This window comes from Deinococcus peraridilitoris DSM 19664, assembly GCF_000317835.1.
GTDB lineage: Bacteria > Deinococcota > Deinococci > Deinococcales > Deinococcaceae > Deinococcus_A > Deinococcus_A peraridilitoris.
Genome location: NC_019793.1, coordinates 2,955,244 through 2,971,910 on the forward strand (window position 1 = coordinate 2,955,244; position 16,667 = coordinate 2,971,910).

Annotated in this window: 21 protein-coding genes; 13 read left to right on the top strand and 8 right to left on the bottom strand. The window is 63.5% G+C overall.

Translation table 11 applies throughout. From position 1 onward, the window contains the following. Nucleotides 1–85: 85 nt before the first annotated feature. On the top strand, nt 86–1,270 hold the full coding sequence (gene carA / locus DEIPE_RS14315) for a glutamine-hydrolyzing carbamoyl-phosphate synthase small subunit (protein WP_015236690.1): 1,185 nt from the start codon (nt 86–88) through the stop codon (nt 1,268–1,270). 106 nt (nt 1,271–1,376) lie between these two features. On the opposite strand, the gene DEIPE_RS14320 is transcribed toward carA, so the two are convergent. Further along, nucleotides 1,377–1,775, bottom strand: coding sequence for a DUF3197 domain-containing protein (locus DEIPE_RS14320; protein ID WP_015236691.1), 399 nt, complete (start codon nt 1,773–1,775; stop codon nt 1,377–1,379). Nucleotides 1,776–1,878: 103 nt separating this feature from the next. On the opposite strand from DEIPE_RS14320, the gene DEIPE_RS14325 reads away from it, so the two are divergent. From DEIPE_RS14325 to DEIPE_RS25405, 7 genes are all read left to right on the top strand, one after another. Next, entirely contained in the window at nt 1,879–2,589 is a 711-nt protein-coding gene (locus DEIPE_RS14325; RefSeq protein ID WP_015236692.1) for a S4 domain-containing protein, read from the top strand. A gap of 12 nt (nt 2,590–2,601) precedes the next feature. After that, a complete protein-coding gene (gene zapE / locus DEIPE_RS14330; RefSeq protein WP_015236693.1) occupies nt 2,602–3,642 on the top strand; it encodes a cell division protein ZapE in 1,041 nt (346 codons plus the stop codon). Between the two features lie 247 nt (nt 3,643–3,889). Continuing rightward, nucleotides 3,890–4,084: a hypothetical protein gene (locus DEIPE_RS14335; RefSeq protein ID WP_015236694.1), complete on the top strand. Its 195-nt coding sequence runs from the start codon at nt 3,890–3,892 to the stop codon at nt 4,082–4,084. Between the two features lie 124 nt (nt 4,085–4,208). Further along, nucleotides 4,209–5,327 carry a M20 family metallopeptidase gene (locus DEIPE_RS14340; RefSeq protein WP_015236695.1) on the top strand — a complete coding sequence of 373 codons (1,119 nt, stop codon included), beginning with the start codon at nt 4,209–4,211 and terminating at the stop codon, nt 5,325–5,327. A 65-nt stretch (nt 5,328–5,392) separates the two neighbouring features. After that, the gene (locus DEIPE_RS14345; RefSeq protein ID WP_015236696.1) at nt 5,393–5,683 is read left to right on the top strand and encodes a hypothetical protein; all 291 of its coding nucleotides are present in this window, start codon (nt 5,393–5,395) and stop codon (nt 5,681–5,683) included. A 200-nt stretch (nt 5,684–5,883) separates the two neighbouring features. Further along, a complete protein-coding gene (locus DEIPE_RS25400) occupies nt 5,884–6,435 on the top strand; it encodes a hypothetical protein (protein WP_342663269.1) in 552 nt (183 codons plus the stop codon). Then, nucleotides 6,336–6,947, top strand: coding sequence for a 3-deoxy-7-phosphoheptulonate synthase (locus DEIPE_RS25405; RefSeq protein ID WP_342663270.1), 612 nt, complete (start codon nt 6,336–6,338; stop codon nt 6,945–6,947). Before DEIPE_RS25400 ends, DEIPE_RS25405 begins: the two co-directional genes overlap by 100 nt. Before the next feature lie 32 nt (nt 6,948–6,979). Here DEIPE_RS25405 and DEIPE_RS14355 read toward each other — a convergent pair whose 3' ends face one another. Genes DEIPE_RS14355 through DEIPE_RS14365 form a run of 3 tightly spaced genes read right to left on the bottom strand, consistent with a single transcriptional unit; the run spans nt 6,980 to nt 8,916 of the window. Next, a complete protein-coding gene (locus tag DEIPE_RS14355; RefSeq protein WP_015236697.1) occupies nt 6,980–7,819 on the bottom strand; it encodes a menaquinone biosynthesis family protein in 840 nt (279 codons plus the stop codon). A gap of 44 nt (nt 7,820–7,863) precedes the next feature. After that, nucleotides 7,864–8,664 (bottom strand): YdcF family protein, encoded by an 801-nt coding sequence (locus DEIPE_RS14360; protein ID WP_015236698.1) that lies wholly within the window; start codon nt 8,662–8,664, stop codon nt 7,864–7,866. Continuing rightward, on the bottom strand, nt 8,665–8,916 hold the full coding sequence (locus DEIPE_RS14365; protein ID WP_015236699.1) for a hypothetical protein: 252 nt from the start codon (nt 8,914–8,916) through the stop codon (nt 8,665–8,667). 124 nt (nt 8,917–9,040) lie between these two features. Here DEIPE_RS14365 and DEIPE_RS14370 point away from each other — a divergent pair, with 124 nt between their 5' ends. Further along, nucleotides 9,041–10,324 carry a replication-associated recombination protein A gene (locus tag DEIPE_RS14370; RefSeq protein WP_015236700.1) on the top strand — a complete coding sequence of 428 codons (1,284 nt, stop codon included), beginning with the start codon at nt 9,041–9,043 and terminating at the stop codon, nt 10,322–10,324. A gap of 1 nt (nt 10,325) precedes the next feature. On the opposite strand, the gene DEIPE_RS14375 is transcribed toward DEIPE_RS14370, so the two are convergent. Continuing rightward, complete coding sequence (locus DEIPE_RS14375) at nt 10,326–10,700, bottom strand: phosphotransferase (protein WP_015236701.1); 375 nt, start codon at nt 10,698–10,700, stop codon at nt 10,326–10,328. Between the two features lie 115 nt (nt 10,701–10,815). Between DEIPE_RS14375 and DEIPE_RS14380 the strand changes: the two genes are divergently transcribed. The 4 genes from DEIPE_RS14380 to DEIPE_RS14395 all read left to right on the top strand — a co-directional run bounded on the left by DEIPE_RS14380 (nt 10,816) and on the right by DEIPE_RS14395 (nt 14,389). Next, nucleotides 10,816–12,225 (top strand): phosphohexomutase domain-containing protein, encoded by a 1,410-nt coding sequence (locus DEIPE_RS14380; RefSeq protein WP_015236702.1) that lies wholly within the window; start codon nt 10,816–10,818, stop codon nt 12,223–12,225. Nucleotides 12,226–12,342: 117 nt separating this feature from the next. After that, the gene (glmM, locus tag DEIPE_RS14385) at nt 12,343–13,680 is read left to right on the top strand and encodes a phosphoglucosamine mutase (protein WP_015236703.1); all 1,338 of its coding nucleotides are present in this window, start codon (nt 12,343–12,345) and stop codon (nt 13,678–13,680) included. Beyond that, the gene (gene rbfA, locus DEIPE_RS14390; RefSeq protein ID WP_015236704.1) at nt 13,677–13,961 is read left to right on the top strand and encodes a 30S ribosome-binding factor RbfA; all 285 of its coding nucleotides are present in this window, start codon (nt 13,677–13,679) and stop codon (nt 13,959–13,961) included. The genes glmM and rbfA overlap by 4 nt, the downstream gene beginning before the upstream one ends. Beyond that, the gene (locus DEIPE_RS14395; RefSeq protein ID WP_015236705.1) at nt 13,958–14,389 is read left to right on the top strand and encodes an acyl-CoA thioesterase; all 432 of its coding nucleotides are present in this window, start codon (nt 13,958–13,960) and stop codon (nt 14,387–14,389) included. Before rbfA ends, DEIPE_RS14395 begins: the two co-directional genes overlap by 4 nt. A gap of 61 nt (nt 14,390–14,450) precedes the next feature. Here DEIPE_RS14395 and DEIPE_RS14400 read toward each other — a convergent pair whose 3' ends face one another. The 3 genes from DEIPE_RS14400 to DEIPE_RS14410 form a co-directional block, all read right to left on the bottom strand. Further along, nucleotides 14,451–14,960: a CarD family transcriptional regulator gene (locus DEIPE_RS14400; RefSeq protein ID WP_015236706.1), complete on the bottom strand. Its 510-nt coding sequence runs from the start codon at nt 14,958–14,960 to the stop codon at nt 14,451–14,453. A gap of 296 nt (nt 14,961–15,256) precedes the next feature. Further along, a complete protein-coding gene (locus tag DEIPE_RS14405) occupies nt 15,257–15,565 on the bottom strand; it encodes a DUF2171 domain-containing protein (protein WP_015236707.1) in 309 nt (102 codons plus the stop codon). A 164-nt stretch (nt 15,566–15,729) separates the two neighbouring features. Further along, nucleotides 15,730–16,632 carry an ABC transporter substrate-binding protein gene (locus DEIPE_RS14410; protein WP_015236708.1) on the bottom strand — a complete coding sequence of 301 codons (903 nt, stop codon included), beginning with the start codon at nt 16,630–16,632 and terminating at the stop codon, nt 15,730–15,732. Nucleotides 16,633–16,667 lie beyond the last annotated feature (35 nt).

Sequence of the window (16,667 nt, forward strand, 5' to 3'; positions counted from 1 at the left end):
AGTTGCTACACTTCTTGGAGTTCGCCGGGAAGCACCCCGGTACACCCATGAAATGCGGCCCGCGAGCCGCGTATGGAGGCAAGTCATGATTCGGAAAGAACGCGCAATTCTGGCCCTCGAAGATGGGACGGTCTACCGGGGCTACGCTTTTGGTCACCGTGGTGAGACGGTCGGCGAGGTCGTTTTCAACACCTCCATGACGGGCTATCAGGAAATCATGACCGATCCCAGTTACAACGGGCAGATCGTGTGCATGACCTACCCGCACATTGGCAACTACGGCGTGGCCATCTACGACATGGAGAGTAACAGGCCCTTCGTGCGCGGCTTTATTGGCCGGGAATTCTCCGAGGAATACAGCAATCACCGCGCCAACCAGTCCTTGCAGGAATTCATGGCGGAGTACGGCATCGTGAGCATCAGCGGCATCGACACCCGCGCCCTGGTGCGTCGCCTGCGTGAAGGCGGCGTCGTGAAGGGGGTCGTGGCGCACCGCTCGTTCACCCACCCGGAAGACCCCTACGGCGAATTCAGTCTGGAAGAAGAGCAGGACTTCGTGCGCCGCGCCCGCGAGCACGAAAACATCGACGGGCGCGACATGACCCCCGAGGTCACCACCTCGCTGCCCTACGCCTACCCGACCCTGCGCGAAGGCAAGCGGGTGGTGCTGCTGGATTTTGGCATCAAGCACACCATCATCAAGCGCCTGGCGGAGGTGGGCATCGAGCCCATCGTGGTGCCCGCACACACCAGCCCGGCGCAGATCATGGCCTTGCAGCCACACGGTCTGTTCCTGTCCAACGGCCCGGGTGACCCGGCGGCGCCCAAGTACGCCCACGAGACCGCCTGGAAGCTGCTGGGCCTCTTGCCCACCTTCGGCATCTGCCTGGGACACCAGATTCTGGGCCTGGCGGTGGGCGGGCGCACCTTCAAGATGAAGTTCGGTCATCGGGGCGGCAACCAGCCCGTGAAGAACCTGCTGACCGGCGAGATCGAGATCACCTCGCAGAACCACGGCTACGCGGTTGACATCGACAGCATTCCGGAGGGGCAGTTCGTCGCGACTCACGTCAACCTGAACGACAACAGCCTGGAGGGCATGGCGCACGTGCGCTACCCGGTGTTCAGCGTGCAGTACCACCCCGAGGCGAGCCCCGGGCCGCACGACTCGCGCTACCTCTTCAACCGCTTCATCGAGGAGATCGATTACTTCGACGGCGCGACGGGGACGCCCGTGGAAAAGGCCCTGCCGGGCAAGTTCGGCGTTTGAAAGAACAGCTCGAAACAAGTCGAGACGCCCCGCCGACAAGGCGGGGCGTCTGCTTGCGCGCACGAGGCGAGTGCCCGGGAAAGACCTTTTTTCTGCCGCTGCAGGTTCAGCCGAGGTAGATGTTCACGTCACTGGGATTGGCAGAGACGATCAGTTGCTGGATTTCACCTTCGTCGGGTTCGCGCAGCACCCGGTTGAAGTCGTAGGTGCTCAGGATGCTTTCCCGGTAGGTCTGGATGCCGCTTGACTGTGCCCAGCGCGCCAACGCCTGCAGGCCCTCGACGCCGCCCGGGCCAAACTGTCCTCCGAACGCCTCGACGATGACGTAGGTCTTCCCGGCAGCCTCGATCACCGCACCGTAGCGGGCGTTAGCGCGCTGGCCCTGGCTCTCGGTCACGAAAGTGATGGCGCCACCGGTCAGGTCAATGTCGGCGAAAGTACGTTCAAGGATACGGAGGGTTTCGTTTGGAGCGCCCACGACGCCCAGCGGTTCGGCAATCAGCATGGCCTATCTTATGCCGTTCGAATCTGTGTGGGTGGGCAACTCACGAGATTTCGTGAGCCATAGGGCCACTTTGGCCGCACCTGCGCGGTGCTATTCTTCGCGCATGACCAAGTCGCCCGGCTCTCCCAAAGTGGCCCAACTCGTGGCGCAGGCGCGCGGTGGGCGTGTCGTACGTACGGGCTTTCTCGATGCGGACAGCATCGACCGACGCATCCTGCAGGACGAGGAAATCCGCTCCCTGATCGCCGGAGGTTTTCCCGACGCCCGCCGGGTGCTGCTGACGCTTTACCCGGCGCACATTCCGAGCGTCGACAGTGGCGTGAGCGTGCTGCGCGTCATCGGTGAATTCCGCCCTGACTTCGAAGTGCAGGACTTCGCGGTGGCCCTGAAGCAGCTGGCGCTGCCCGAAGAACAGCTCGGTGATCTGCGCGAGGAGCGCGGCGCCTTTTTGCTGGCCGTGACCGGCAAGGCCAAAAGCACCCTGCTCTCTCTGGGCACGCTCGCGAACACGAAAATCGAGGTCGAGGACATTGGCGAGGTCGCGGGACGGGGTGCCAAGACCCGTGAGGTGGTCGTGCCGAGCCTGCGTGTCGACGTCGTTGGCGCCAAGGGCTTTGGTGTTTCGCGCGCTTACTTTCAGCAGGGCATCGACGGCGGGAAGGTGCGCATCAACGGCGCGCAGGCCCGTGCCAGCAGCGAGGTCCGCGAGGGTGACAGTCTCAGTGCCGAGGGCCTCGGGCGGGTGGATTTCAAGCGGGTGGTGAACGAGACCCGCCGGGGCAACTTCAAAGTCGAGCTGGACGTTCACCGCTGAGGCCATGACGCCGTGACCACCGTTGACCTGACCCAGCGTTTCCCCACCCTGACCCCGCACGAGATGCTGGCCGGATTCGTGCCGTCACGCCGCTTCGAGGAGGCGCGGTTTGACAATTACCTGCCCAATCCCGCCTTCGAGTCGCAGGCACGAGCACGCGAGGAGCTGCAGAATTTTGCCGAGGCCGTAGGACGTACGCGCGGCGGTTTTCGCCTGTTGCGCCGGGCTCCTTCGCCCGGGGAAGGTATTTATCTCGACGGTGGCTTTGGGGTCGGCAAGACCCACCTGCTGGCCGCCACTTTTTTCACCGTGAGGAGTGAACAGAAGGCTTTTCTGAGCTTTCAGGAGCTGCTCTACGTGATCGGTGCGCTGGGCATGACCGAGGCGGTGAAAGCGTTCACCCCCTTCCGGTTTCTGGCGATCGACGAGTTCGAACTCGACGATCCGGGCAACACCCACATGGTGAACACCTTTCTGTCACAGCTGATGCCAGGCGGAACATCTGTAGTGACGACCAGCAACACCGAGCCTGGTGCTCTGGGGCAGGGGCGATTCAATACCCATGACTTCGAGCGCCAGATTGCGGCGATTGCCGGCCGGTTTCGCTCATTGCGGGTGGACGGCCCGGATTTCCGGGCGCGCGGCGCGCAGGTGGTGGCTCCGCTGGGCGAAGCCGAGTACCGGGCGTGGAGTGGGATGCAAGGTCAGGCACGTTTCGCGCCGCTGGAGCATCGGGCGCTCAATCGCCATCTGCTCGAAGTGCATCCGGCCCGTTTTCGCAAGCTGCTTTCCGGCGTCGACGCTGTCGGCGTGCTGGACGCGTCAGGAATGCCCGATCAGAACGTGGCGCTGCGTTTCGTTCATTTTATCGACAAGGTCTATGACCTGGGTGTTGGGCTCGCGCTGTCGGGGGTGCCATTGGGCTCGCTGTTTCCGGAAACGTACCGGCACGGTGCTTATGCCAAGAAGTACAGCCGCTGCCTGTCCCGTTTATCCGAGCTGCTCTCCGAGGCGCGTTCGTCTGTTGCGGTGGTGACGCCCTCTTCAGTCTGATGTGAGGCGGTGCCTCATGCTTCTAAGGGATTGCAGGCCGACCTCATGAGTATTGGCAGCACTACGACTCGAATTACACATGTGGTTCTCATTTCAAGAACTACATGAGATAGCTGGTTGCTGGAACCGCTCCCAATGATGAGAAGTTAAAGTAAGTCTTTATTTTTTTGCCACGTTCAAAAGTTATGAATTGCTAACCTTGTAAGGCAATCGCCGCCAACCTTCTTCGCCTTACAGGAGCACGACCATGAGCCAACTTCAGTGCAGCTGGGTCCCGGGGACCTTCAACCGCGTTCGCATGAACAGCATCCACGATCTGATCGAAATCACCATCGAGCGCGCCGAGCGCATTCTCGGACGGGGCAGTCTGCATGACCTGTATCTGAAGGGCCGCGTGACCCTCACCGTCAATGAAGATGTCCTGCAACGCCTGAGTGCCTGAGCAGTCTCGGTCCGAGTTGTGAACGTCCAGATGAGGCAGCGTGCGCTGCCTCATCTTTCTTGGCATGACCGGAGTTGACGCTTCTGCGAAACTTGGCGCGGGAACTCGTCGTACCATAACAACCATGCCTATCCCGGTCAGCACCCAAGCATTGCTGGAGGACCTCAGCGCCCTCGTTCATACCGAGTCACCCTCTGACGACCGCGAAAGCGTCAAGCGGGTCATGGAGACGGTCGAAGGGTGGATGCGTGATCTGGGCGCCACCGTGCTGCGCCTGGACGGCGACACGCGCCGCTTCATCCTGGATGGCCGCAGCGACAGTCCGGAGATCGATGACCGGAGTGTGGTTATCCTGGCGCATGCCGACACCGTCTGGCCGCACGGCACCCTGAACACCATGCCCTTCCGGGTCGAAGGAGAGCGTGTCTACGGCCCCGGCACCTACGACATGAAAGGTGGCATCGTGGGCGCCATTCACGCCCTGCGGGCGCTCGCCGGCACCTTGCCGCACCGGGTCGAGCTGCTCCTCACGCCCGACGAGGAAGTCGGCTCCTATGATTCCCGAGCTCAAATCGAAACGGCGGCGCGCCGTGCCCGAGCCATTCTGGTCGTCGAGCCCCCGGTGGCGGGCACGAATGCCCTCAAGACCGGACGCAAGGGCACGGGCATGTATCACGTGAAGCTGCACGGCGTCGCGTCTCACGCTGGCAATGCTCCCGAGCGGGGCGCGAGCGCCATTGCCGAAGCGGCCCGGACGCTGCTGGCCGTCGAGGGATTCGCCGATTCGGCCAAAGGCACCACGCTCAGCGTTGGCCGCATCGCGGGTGGGGGAGCCATCAACGTCGTTCCGGCCTTTGCGGAGTTCTGGGTCGATACCCGCATTGCCGAACTGGGTGAAGCGGAGCGCATCGAGACGGCCATGCGCGGTCTGCGGGCCCACGACGAACGCACCCGCCTCGAGGTCGAGGGTGGACTCAACCGCCCACCTTTCGAGCGGACCGAGGGCACCGCGGCTTTGTACACCCGCGCTCAGCAGGCGGCCCGTGAACTCGGCTTCGAAGTCGGTGAGGCGTTTGTGGGCGGCGGCAGCGACGGCAACTTCACCGCTCCGCTGTGCCCGACCCTCGACGGGCTCGGTGCGCCGGGTGACGGCGCGCACGCCGAGTACGAACACATCGACCTGAGTGCCTGGCCGCGTCACGTGCAACTGCTCGCCGAACTGATCCGCGATCCTGGCGTGTGAGGCGCTCGGGGTGAGCGCAGGGCGTGCCTCAGTCCCGGTGCCCGCTTTGCGTTTACCCTGTAGGCATGTTCTTTCGCCGCAAACCCCCCGCGAATCCCTATGTCAAACAGGACGACGCGAACACCTACCGGGTTCGCATCAAGACCAGACTGCACGGCGACACCGTTGAACTGCGCTTCACCAAGAGCGCGCACATCGGCGTCTCGGACGACGGCGGGTACGTGTTCCGCAAGCAGTTCGTGTCCGACCGGCATTTCGACCGAGGCGAGGTCACCGTGCAGTTCGATTCGCGCTACAACGTCACCGGCTCGGACATCGAAGGTGGCGAACTGATCCCGGTCGCGTCTTGGTCGTGAATAGCGGCAATCTAGGCAGCTTGCCGCGGCTTCCCGCCGCCTTGTGATACACCCTCATTCAAGATGACTGCAAGCTTCGCGTTCTTTTATGCCTGGTGGTTTACCCCCACCGGGTGAGTTCGCGTCGTGTATTTCCGACTTCGCCCGCACAGAGCTCGGGCGAAGTTTTTTTTGTCCCGACATTTTAAGGAGACCCTGCCATGACCGCACTTTCCCTGCCTCACCTTCCAGTTTCCCCGACGACCGAATTCGCGGGCGTGGTCCAGCCGCTGCCCAGCCCGGCCGCGCTGCGTCACGACCTGCCGCTGAGCGTACTGGCGCAGCGCGACGTGCACTCAGCCCGTGAAGAAGCGCGCGCCATCGTGCAGGGCCGTGACGACCGGTTGCTGGTGATCGTCGGGCCCTGCAGTATCCACGAGCCCGGCCAAGCGCTGGAGTACGCCGCGCGTCTGGCCGAGCTGCGCGCTCGGCTGCAGGACCGGCTGTGCATCATGATGCGCGTATACATCGACAAACCCCGCACGACGGTCGGCTGGCGTGGTTACCTGCTCGATCCCGACCTGAACGGCAGCTTCGATTTACCGTCTGGCCTGCGCGCCTCACGCGAGCTGATGGGGGGGTACTCGGTCTGGGTCTGCCGGTCGCCACCGAGGTGCTCGATCCGTTCCTGGCGCCGTACCTGGAAGACCTGCTGGCCTGGGCCGCCGTGGGTGCGCGCACCACGGAGTCGCAGACGCACCGCGCCCTCGTGAGCGGGATGCCGCTGCCGGTGGGTTTCAAGAACGGCACGGACGGCAACGTCCAGGTGGCGCTGGACGCCGTGATCTCAGCGCGGGCGCCCCAGCCGCTGGTGACCTTCGACGCGCAGGGAAGACCGGTGGCCTGCCGTACACCCGGCAATCCAGACGGACACGTCATCCTGCGCGGAGGCCGCGCCGCGCCGAACCACACTGCCGACCACGTCCGGGCTACCCTCGGCGCCCTGGAAAGCGCGGGCGTGTCACGAACGGTGATGGTGGACTGCAGTCACGGCAACAGCGGCTACGACCACACCCGACAGGCGGCCGTGCTGCGTGAGGCGTTGGCCCAGCGCGTGCGAGGCGAACCCGGCGTGGCCGGTGTGATGCTCGAAAGCCACCTGCACGCCGGGAAGCAGCTGCTCAAGCCAGACGCGCCGTTGCAGTACGGCGTCAGCGTTACGGACGCCTGCATCGGTTGGGAGGAAACCGAAGCACTGTTGCTCGAAGCGCACGCCGCCCTCTGAGCCTGTCAGCCCGTTCGTGGGGTCTTTGGCGCTCAAGGTGCCTGTACGAACAGGGGAAGTGGACTTGGCGAAATCAGCCCGGCCACTTCGGCGCGGCGGCGCAATTCCTGCACGGCGCGCTCGCCTTCCTCGCCCACGTCACGGCTGAACGGATTGACGTACAGGTCGATGTGGGCCTGCATCACGTCGTCGCTCATCTCCAGAGCGTGAGCGCGAATGTAGCCGCGAGGTTCCTGTGGATGTGCCCAGGCGTACTCCAGGCTGGCGCCAACCGCTTCGTTCAGTGCCCACTGCGTGGAAGCCGCAAGATCGCGCCGCACCAGAATCGCGCCGAGCGGCAGCGGCAGGCCCGTCTCGCCTTCCCACCAGGCGCCCAGGTCGATGAATTTCTGCAGGCCGTACTCGTGAAAAGTGAAGCGCGACTCGTGAATGATCAGCCCGGCGTCCACACGCCCGGCCTGCACCGCCGGCATTACCTCGTCGTAGCGCATGCGCACCACCTGCAGGCCCGGCTCCACCAGACGCAGCAGCATCTCCGCGGTCGTGAGTGCACCGGGTGAAGCGACCAAGCGGCCCCTGAGGGAGGGCAGCGCCTCTTTCGTGACGATCAAAGGTCCCACGCCCCGACCCAGCGCGCCGCCCGCGCGCAGGGCGACGTAGCGATCCATCACCTCGAAGTAGGCGCGGTAACTGATCTTGGTCATAGGCAACCGCCCCTCGCGTGCCCAGGCATTGAGGGTCTCGACGTCCTCGAGCACCTCCTGCACGGGCAGGGGAGAGGGCACACGGCCAAAGGTGAGCGCGTAGAAAATAAAAGTGTCATTCGGGCAAAAGGAGTATCCGAGGGGCAAGGTGTCGGCGGCGCCGGTCATGCAGGCAGCCTAGAACCTGGCGCGGCGCTTGCCCCGGACGGGCCCTACATTCGCTCGCTGCCGGACAAGACCGCCTTCACGCGGCTGAGGACTTCGTAGGTGACCACCCGCAGCGCATACAGCCGGTCGCTGGCCAAGGGCAAGGTGCCATCGAAGCGCGGTTCCTCTGCGGGTACCGACACCACCTGCAGGCCTTCGCGGTCAAACAGCGCGGCGGCCCGTCGTGAATGCGAGGGCGACGTGACCAGCAGAACGCGCTGCCATCCGTGCAGACGAGCCAGCTCGCGCACCCGAACCGCCTCGTCGTGCGTGTCGGTCACTTGGCGCAAAATCAGCGTACGTGGACCGTCCTGACCGTACAGGCGCTCGATCTGGCCGCGTGACAGGGCCGACACCTTGGGGCACGCCGAATTTCCGTAGATTTGTGCTTGCTCGGAGAGCGTCAGCACGGGCGCGTACCCGGCGCGCCACAATTCCAGGCCGCGCGTCAGGCGCGCCGCCGAACTGGCCTCCAGTTGAGCGCTGCCACACGACAGGCCGCCTCCCAGCACCACGATGGCGTCTGCCGCTTGAGGAGCCTCACGCCGTTCGAGCTGCCGCAAGGCCGGGCGTAAAACGGGAAACAGCAGCACGGTCAGCAGCAGCGCGCCTCCCAGGACACTGATGACCAGCAGCGCCCGGCGTGTGCCAGACCAGACCGCACAGATGAGGCAAAGCAGCATGATGCCCGCCAGCAGGGCAAGCGGCGCGCGAACTTCGCCCAGAAAAGCCGCCAGCCCGGCCCAGGCGCAACCCGTGGCGAAGCAGGCTGCCCAGGTTTCCCAGGAGCGCACGGGTTCCTTCATTCAGGCTGACCGGCCCTGAGCCCGGCTGCGCGGTTCGCTGGGAGTCACGCGTTCGGTGAGCAGACGCCGACTTTCGTGGCGTTCATCTGTCACGGCCTCGGCGAGCTCATCGATTTCGCGCTGCAGGACTTTTGTCAGGAGCGCTTCTTTCACGGCCCAGGAAGACGGACCGAAATCACCTTCGATGTGTCCGGGCGCATGAGCCCCCATCGCGTGGGCAAGGCGGATGTAGCGTTGTGCGAGGTCTGGCATGTCGGTTCATCCTACAAAATGGCTCGAACGGCGGCGCCACGACACGGGCGCTGAAGCCTGCAGCGAGGTTCAGCCGACGTTGGGCTTTCTGCGGTGGCCACCGGACGCCCATTATTCTGAATACATGACCCTGTTCGAAGCGCCCGCCCCGCTCGCCGAGCGGCTGCGGCCCCGAACCCTCGACGAAGTGGTCGGTCAACGCCAGCTGCTCGGGCCCGGCAAACCCCTGCGCAGGCTGCTGGAAAGCGGACGGCTGAACTCCCTGATCCTGTGGGGACCACCGGGCGTGGGAAAGACCACCCTGGCGCGCCTGGTGGCGCAGTACGTCAAGGCGCACTTCATTTCGCTCAGCGCCGTCACGGCCGGAGTAAAGGACGTCCGTGCCGCCGTCGACGAAGCGGAGCGCCGCGTGGCGCGTGGAGAGCGGACCATCCTGTTTCTCGACGAAATCCACCGGTTCAACAAGGCCCAACAGGACGCCCTGCTGCCACACGTGGAGCGCGGCCTGCTGACATTGATCGGCGCCACCACCGAAAATCCCTCTTTCGAGGTGAACCCGGCATTGCGCTCCCGTGCCCGCACCCTGGTGCTCGAACCCCTCAGCTTCGAGGACGTGCGCGACCTGCTTTCGCGCGCCCTTCGTGACGAGCGGGGCTTGCCCGGCGTGGACGCCTCGGACGAAGCGCTCGACCTGCTCGCACGCCTCTCCGACGGGGACGCCCGGCGTGCCCTCGGCACCCTGGAGGTCGCTGCCTCGCTTGGAAACCCCGTTACCCCGGAACTCGTCACCGACGCGTACGGCAAACATCTGCCCGCCATGGACAAAGGCGGCGAGGACTTTTACAACCTGATCTCGGCGCTGCACAAAAGCGTGCGTGGCTCACACCCCGACGCAGCCCTCTACTGGCTTGCGCGCATGATCGCCGGGGGCGCCGATCCCCTGTACGTCGCGCGGCGCATCGTCCGGATGGCCGCCGAGGACATCGGCCTCGCCGATCCCCAGGCCCTGCGTCTGGCAGTCGCGGCGCAGCAGACTGCCGAATTCCTGGGCAGCCCGGAAGGCGACCTCGCCCTCGCTCAACTGGTGGTGTACCTCGCGCTGGCCCCCAAAAGCAATAGCGTGTACGTTGCCTGGAAACACGCCCTGGACCTCGCCGCGGAGCAGCAGCACCCCGTACCGGTGCACCTGCGCAACGCACCCACGCAGCTCATGCGGGCCCAGGGGTACGGCAAAGGATACGCCTACTACTTCGACGACCCCGAAGGCAGTTTCGCGCAGACCTACCTGCCGGACGCGCTGAACGGCCTGCAGATTTACGCCGCGTCCGGAGAAGGCTGGGAAGCGCGCGTGAAGGAACGCTGGCAGAAGCTGCGGGAACTGCATACTTCACCCGAGCCTTCAAGCTGAATCACTTCGGCCGTGCCTGCATCAAGCGGGCCAGCAGTTCCCCCGCCTGGCGGTGAAGTTCACGCTGCTCGGACACGCTGAGGTTCACACCCTCGGCACGCGTTCCGGGCAGGGCGCTCATCAGCAAGGCCCGCTCGTCATCGGCGCAGGCGAGCAACTCGGGTCCACGCGAACCGAGCGCGGTCGCCCACCGTTGCAAGGCGTGCTTTTCGCGCAGGTACACCTCGGTGCGGCGCTGCTGCTTCAGAAAAAATCGGCCGTCCGCCGAGCGCAGCTCCCATACCCACGACTCGCCGTGCGGCCAGGAGTGATCGGCCATCACCTGAAAGCCGCCCAGCGCTCGCCGGGCAACGGCAGACAAGTCATCTGGCAACATGAGCTTCACGTTAGCTTGTGGATGCGAGGCGCTGCGTACGCGTGATGGCCGAGCTTCGCTATGCTTGAGCCATTGTTTCCCCGGAAGCAACCATTACACCTTATTGGAGGACCTCATGCCCATCAAATTCGGAACGGACGGCTGGCGCGACATTATTGCCGAAGACTTTACCCATGCCAATGTCGCCATCGTGGCGGCGGCCCATGCCCGGTACCTCGCCTCACAAGGCGGACAGAGCGTCGTGATCGGCTTCGATCCACGTTTCGGCGGGCCGCAGTTCGCGCGCGTGGCTGCGAATACCTTCGCGCAGCACGGCCTGAATGTGCACCTCGCCGGTACCTACCTGCCCACACCCGCCCTATCGTTTGCCGCGCGGCACCTCGGCGCGGCGGGCGGCGTCATGATCACCGCCTCACACAATCCACCCGAATACAGCGGTTACAAGCTCAAAGGTGCGTACGGCGGCAGCGCCACGCCCAGCATGGTCAGCGGCGTCGAGCAGATGATCGATGAGGGCGACGACAGCGAGGGCCCCACCGGAACCATCCAGAATCTCGACGTGCGCCGCGACTACTACATGGCCCTCGACGCCATCCTCGACCTCGATACCCTGCGCGCCTACCGCGGCACCCTGTACCACGACGCCATGGGTGGCGCGGGCAGCGGCTGGATCGAGGGCTACGTCAAACACGCCAAGCTGAAACTCGATCTGCACCCGGTGCATGGCGTGCCACATCCGCTCTTCTACGACGTCAATCCCGAACCCATCCCACAGAATCTCGGCGTGCTCAGCGCGTTGCTCCGGCAGGAAGAAGGCCTCACCTTCGGCACGGTCACCGACGGTGACGCCGACCGTGTGGGCGCCGTGGTGGCAGGCGGGATTTACTTCAACAGTCACCAGATCTTTGCCGTGCTCATCAAACACCTCTACGACCGTGGCCTGCGTGGACGCGTCATCAAGACCGTGTCGGGCAGCTCCATCATCGATCTGCTGTGCCAGAAACTCGGTCTGGAAGTCGTCGAAACTCCGGTTGGTTTCAAGTACATCACCGACGCCTTCCTCGAAGGGCTCTCCGACCCTGCCAAACAAGTACTGATCGGCGGTGAGGAATCCGGCGGCATCGGCATGGGCATGCACATCCCCGAGCGCGACGGTATTCTCAACAGCCTGCTGATGCTCGAAGCGGTCGCCAAAAGCGGCAAGAGCCTGCCAGAACTCTTTGCGGACATCGAAGAACTCACCGGCTTCCGGCACTTCTACGACCGCAACGACCTGCACCTCGACCCCGCCTTCGACAAATTCGCGGCGCTGCAGCGGGCCAAAAGCTGGCAGGAGGTGGCAGGGCACACGGTGCGAGAGGTCGTCACCAAGGACGGGGTAAAGCTGCTCCTGGAAGGCAACGCCTGGGTGATGCTGCGGGCCTCGGGAACCGAGCCGGTGGTGCGCGTGTACGCCGAGGGAACGAGTGAGGAAGCGATGCGGGAGATTCTGGAAGAGGCGACGCGGAGGGTACAGGAGGAGTAGCCGCCCGTATTGTCAAGGTCGATGTGCGCTGTCAGGCATTCCTGCTGCTCACCCTGCAGTCCGGCCGCCTTCTCGTATTCACCGCGCCTCCCATCCTGCGGCGGTATCATATCCGCCATGACAGAACGCAAATACTTCGGCACCGATGGGATCCGTTCGGTGGCCGGTGAATATCCGCTCACGGCGTCGTGGGTGATGCAGCTGGGGTGTGCGGCGGCCGAGGTGCTCAAGCGCTCGGCGGACAAGCCGACGGTCGTGATCGGCAAGGATACGCGTCAAAGTGGCGACATGCTGGAAGCGGCCCTGGCGGCCGGTTTGACATCGCGCGGGGTGAATGTGGTGCACCTGGGCGTGCTGCCCACGCCGGGCGTAAGTTACCTGACGCGCCATTTGAAGGCGAGTGCGGGCGTGGTCATCAGCGCTTCGCACAATCCGTACGAGGACAACGGAATCAAGTTTTTTGGTCCTGGTGGTGAGAAGCTGGGTGACGTGCTGGAGCTGGAAATCGAAGCGGAGATCGGGCGTGTGTCGGAATTGACGCTGGTCACCGGGGTGAGCCTGGGCAGCGTGACCAACTACAGTGAGGCGGAGCGGTTGTACGTGAATTATCTGCGTGCGCTGGCGCCTGACCTGACCGGGCTGCGCATCGCGATGGATTGTGCGAACGGCGCGGCCTACCGGGTTGCTCCGAAGGTCTTTCAGGGCGCGGGTGCCGACGTGTTTGCGATCTACACCACGCCTGATGGACGCAACATCAACCGGGGGTGTGGCAGTACGCACATGGAGCATCTTCAGCGTCTCGTGCGGGAAGGCAGTTACGATCTGGGCGTGGCCTTCGATGGTGACGCCGACCGTGCGTTGTTCGTGGATTCGCGTGGCAACGTGGTGCACGGGGATCATATGCTGCTGCTGAACGCGCGGGCGCGGGGAGAGCAGGCGGTGGTGGCGACGATCATGTCGAACATGGCCCTCGAAGTGAAGCTGGCTGAGGCCGGTGTCAGGCTGGAGCGCGCGCAGGTGGGTGACCGGTACGTGCATGAGCGTCTGCTGCACGGGAATTTGCACTTGGGAGGCGAGCAGAGTGGGCACGTGTTGTTTCTGGATCTCAGTCCGACGGGTGATGGCGTGCTGACGGCGTTGCAGACTTTGCGTGCGGCGCGGCAGCTGGGCGTGTCGCTTGATGATGTGCACGACGAGCTGGTGATGTTTCCGCAGACGTTGGTGAATGTGCGCGTGGCCGACAAGCTGGGCGTCTCGCGTGATCCGCAGGTCGCGGCGGCCCTGGCGGCGGCCGAGGAGCGTCTGGCGGGCCGTGGGCGGGTCAACTTGCGCCCGAGTGGTACAGAGTCGCTCGTGCGGGTGATGGTGGAGGGACCAGAGGAAGCCGAGATTCATGAGGTGGCGCGCGGCATAGCGGACGTCATCGCGCAGCGTGCCGGAGTGGCGAACGCATGAAGCCGCAGCAGATCGAGTCGCAGTTGCAGCGGGTGCTGTCAAATGCCATCGCTGAGTTGCGTGACCCTCGTATTCCGTTGATTGTGACCGTGGAACGTGTGAGTGTCACGTCGGACTTTGGCATTGCGCGCGTGTATCTGTCCGCGTTGGGTGACGTGCCCGCGATGCTCGACGCCGTGACGCACGCGCGTGGGCATTTGCAGCGTGAGGTGGCGCGTCAGGTGAAGCTGCGCCGTACGCCCACGCTGGAGTTTTACCCTGCAGGAGAAGCGCCGCTTTGATTGCCCGCTCGCCGATTCGCGTGCGTTATGCCGAAACCGACCAGATGGGTGTGGCGCACCACGCGAATTACCCGGTGTGGTTTGAAATCGGGCGCAGTGAAGTGCTGCAACTGTTGGGCCTGCGTTACCGTGACATTGAAGCGCGCGGGTTTTACCTCATGCTGTCGGGCTTGCAGGTGCACTACCGGCGTGCTGCGCGTTACGACGACGACTTGACGCTGGAAACCTGGATGCAGGAAGCACGCAGCCGCAAGCTGGTGTTCGCTTACCGCTTGTTGCGTGAACTTCAGCCGGGAGCGACAGAAGTGCTCGCGACGGGCCGGACCGAGCACATCATGACCGACCGGTCGTACCGCGTGGCAAGTGTTCCGACTGACGTGCTGGCACTGCTGAAAACTGCGGTCGACCTTCCGGCAAGGCCCGTTTGATCAAAAGTTCTCGCACAAGGCGCAGGGTGACTTTCACCCTGCGCCTTTGACCGTTGCTGGCTCAGTTTGGCGATTCGCCCCAGGCGCTGTCGAGGATGGCGCGTACGTCGCCGGCATTCACGTCGGCAAGTTCACGTACTTCTTGTTCCAGCAGCTTGAGGGCCCGGCGATAAGCCTGGCGGTCAAGGTCGGGCAGACCGCGAGCGACGTTCCAGCGGCGCAGTTCGGAGGCCAGGGAGGCAAGTTCGTAAGGATCGCCGCTGACCAGGATTTCGGTGACTTTGCGGTGCCGGGCGGCCCACTGCCGGGGCAAGTTCATGTGGCCGTCACGCAGGTGGTTGAGCAGTTCGGGCATGTCGGCGCCGGTGAGCGCTGGGCGCATGCCCACTCCACCAGGTGCGTCCACGGGAACATAAGCCCGCGAGGTGGAGTTGGGGAATTCCACCTGGTAGTACGAAAAGGTCGCTTCGTTGATGCGGCGTTTGGAGATGCCACACACCACGCCAATTCCGTATGGCGGCAGGACCACGCGATCACCGGGGTTGTACGCGTTTTTCTTCACCTCTTCCACCCTTTCCTCGAAAAACGCCCACGGGCGCTCTCGAAACGGCAGACCACCAAAAACGGCCCAGCAGTGCTGGGCCGTTTGGTTAGCCAAATTGGTTTTCGAGCTGTTCTTGATTTTCCTGAACGCCGTGGAGTAAGGATTCAGGAATCACTTCCGAAGTGTAGCATCCACCTGAAAGGCTGCCAACTTTGTGTGCTGGACGCGTTTCAGTGAGTAAACTGAGAATCAGACCACTTTTTGGTAAAGAAGCGCAGCAGCTTCACCGGGCTGCTGCGCTTCTTTCGTGATGCGGTCAACTCTCAGGTCTTGCCCGGATTGAACGAGGGCGGGTCACTTGCCGGAAAGCTCTCCTTCGAGGATTCATCAACCAGTTGATCGCGAAAAGCCTCGGGGTCTTTGGTCATCCAGCGGTGCGCGAGGTCGTCGCCGGACGCGGTCAGGTGAACATGGTTGTCAACCCGTTCAATCAGGGAATTGGGGACCCAGTAGGTCTTTTCATTACCGGACAGCACGATTTTCAGGTACTCGTCACCTGATTTGATCACCGTGCCGATCTCCTGGTTGAGAGAGTTCTTCACGGGCATCTGCTCGCGGATGTCATTCGACATGATCGCCTCCTTGGGGTCAGTCTAGCCTTGACCTCTCTGAGGGCTCTTGGCGCATCCTTTACTGACCTTGAGCCTCACGGGCAGCGCTCAGACCATAAAGCGCCCTGGATGGCACGAAAAAGTGCCCCGGTGTTTCCGGGGCACCCGACGGCTTTTGCCGATTCTTACTTGATGAGGTTTTTGCTTTTCAGATAGGCCTGAGCCACGTCGCGGGCGTTCTTGCCCTCGACGGCGATCTGTCCGTTGAGGTTCTGCAGGGTCTTTTGATCCAGCGAGGCAAAGACCTTATTGAGCAGCCCTTCGATTTTCGGATTGGCTTTCAGGATGTCTGAACGGATGATGGGTGCAGGCTGGTACACGGGCTGCGCGCCTTTGGGGTCGCTCAGCGACACCAGCTTGAGGGCGCTCAGCGTCCCGTCGGTGCCGTAGGCCATTGCAGCGTTGACACCGCTGGTGCCGCGGGCCGCCGCCTGCTGTGTCTGCGGCGGAGTGGCGCCTGCCAGTACCAGCTTCTGCGCGGGCTTGAGCTTGAAGCCGTAGGCCTTTTCAAAGGCGGGCATGGTATCCGGGCGGTCGAAGAATTCGGGTGAACCGGCAATTTTGAAACTGCCGCCCTGGTTGAGGTATTTGGCGAGGTCGGTCAGTGAAGTGAGCTTGTTGGTCTTGGCGAAGGCCTCCGGCAGCGCGACAACCCAGGTGTTGTTGGCGTTGGCAGACTTCAGCCAGGTGATGCCGTTCTTGGCGTCGAGCTGTTTGGCCAGGGCGTGAATCTTGCTGGGGTTACCTGCGGAGGCCGCGTCGATCTTGGCGTCCGGAAAGAGGTACACGGCGTTGCCGGTATACTCCGGGTATACGTCGATCTCCCCGGCCAGAATGGCCTTGCGATTCACGCCCGTGTCTCCTAGGGTGGTTTTGTCGGTCACCTCAAGTCCGGCGTTCTGCAAGGTGAGCAAGATCATCTGCCCCAGCAACTGCGCTTCCGGGTCAAGTTTCGAACCGACGACAATCGGCTTGGCGAGGGTCGTGGTCATCAGCACGAGACCGCTGAGAATCAGCCATTTCTTCATATGTCCTCCAGAATCAGGATGCTGTCAACCTAATG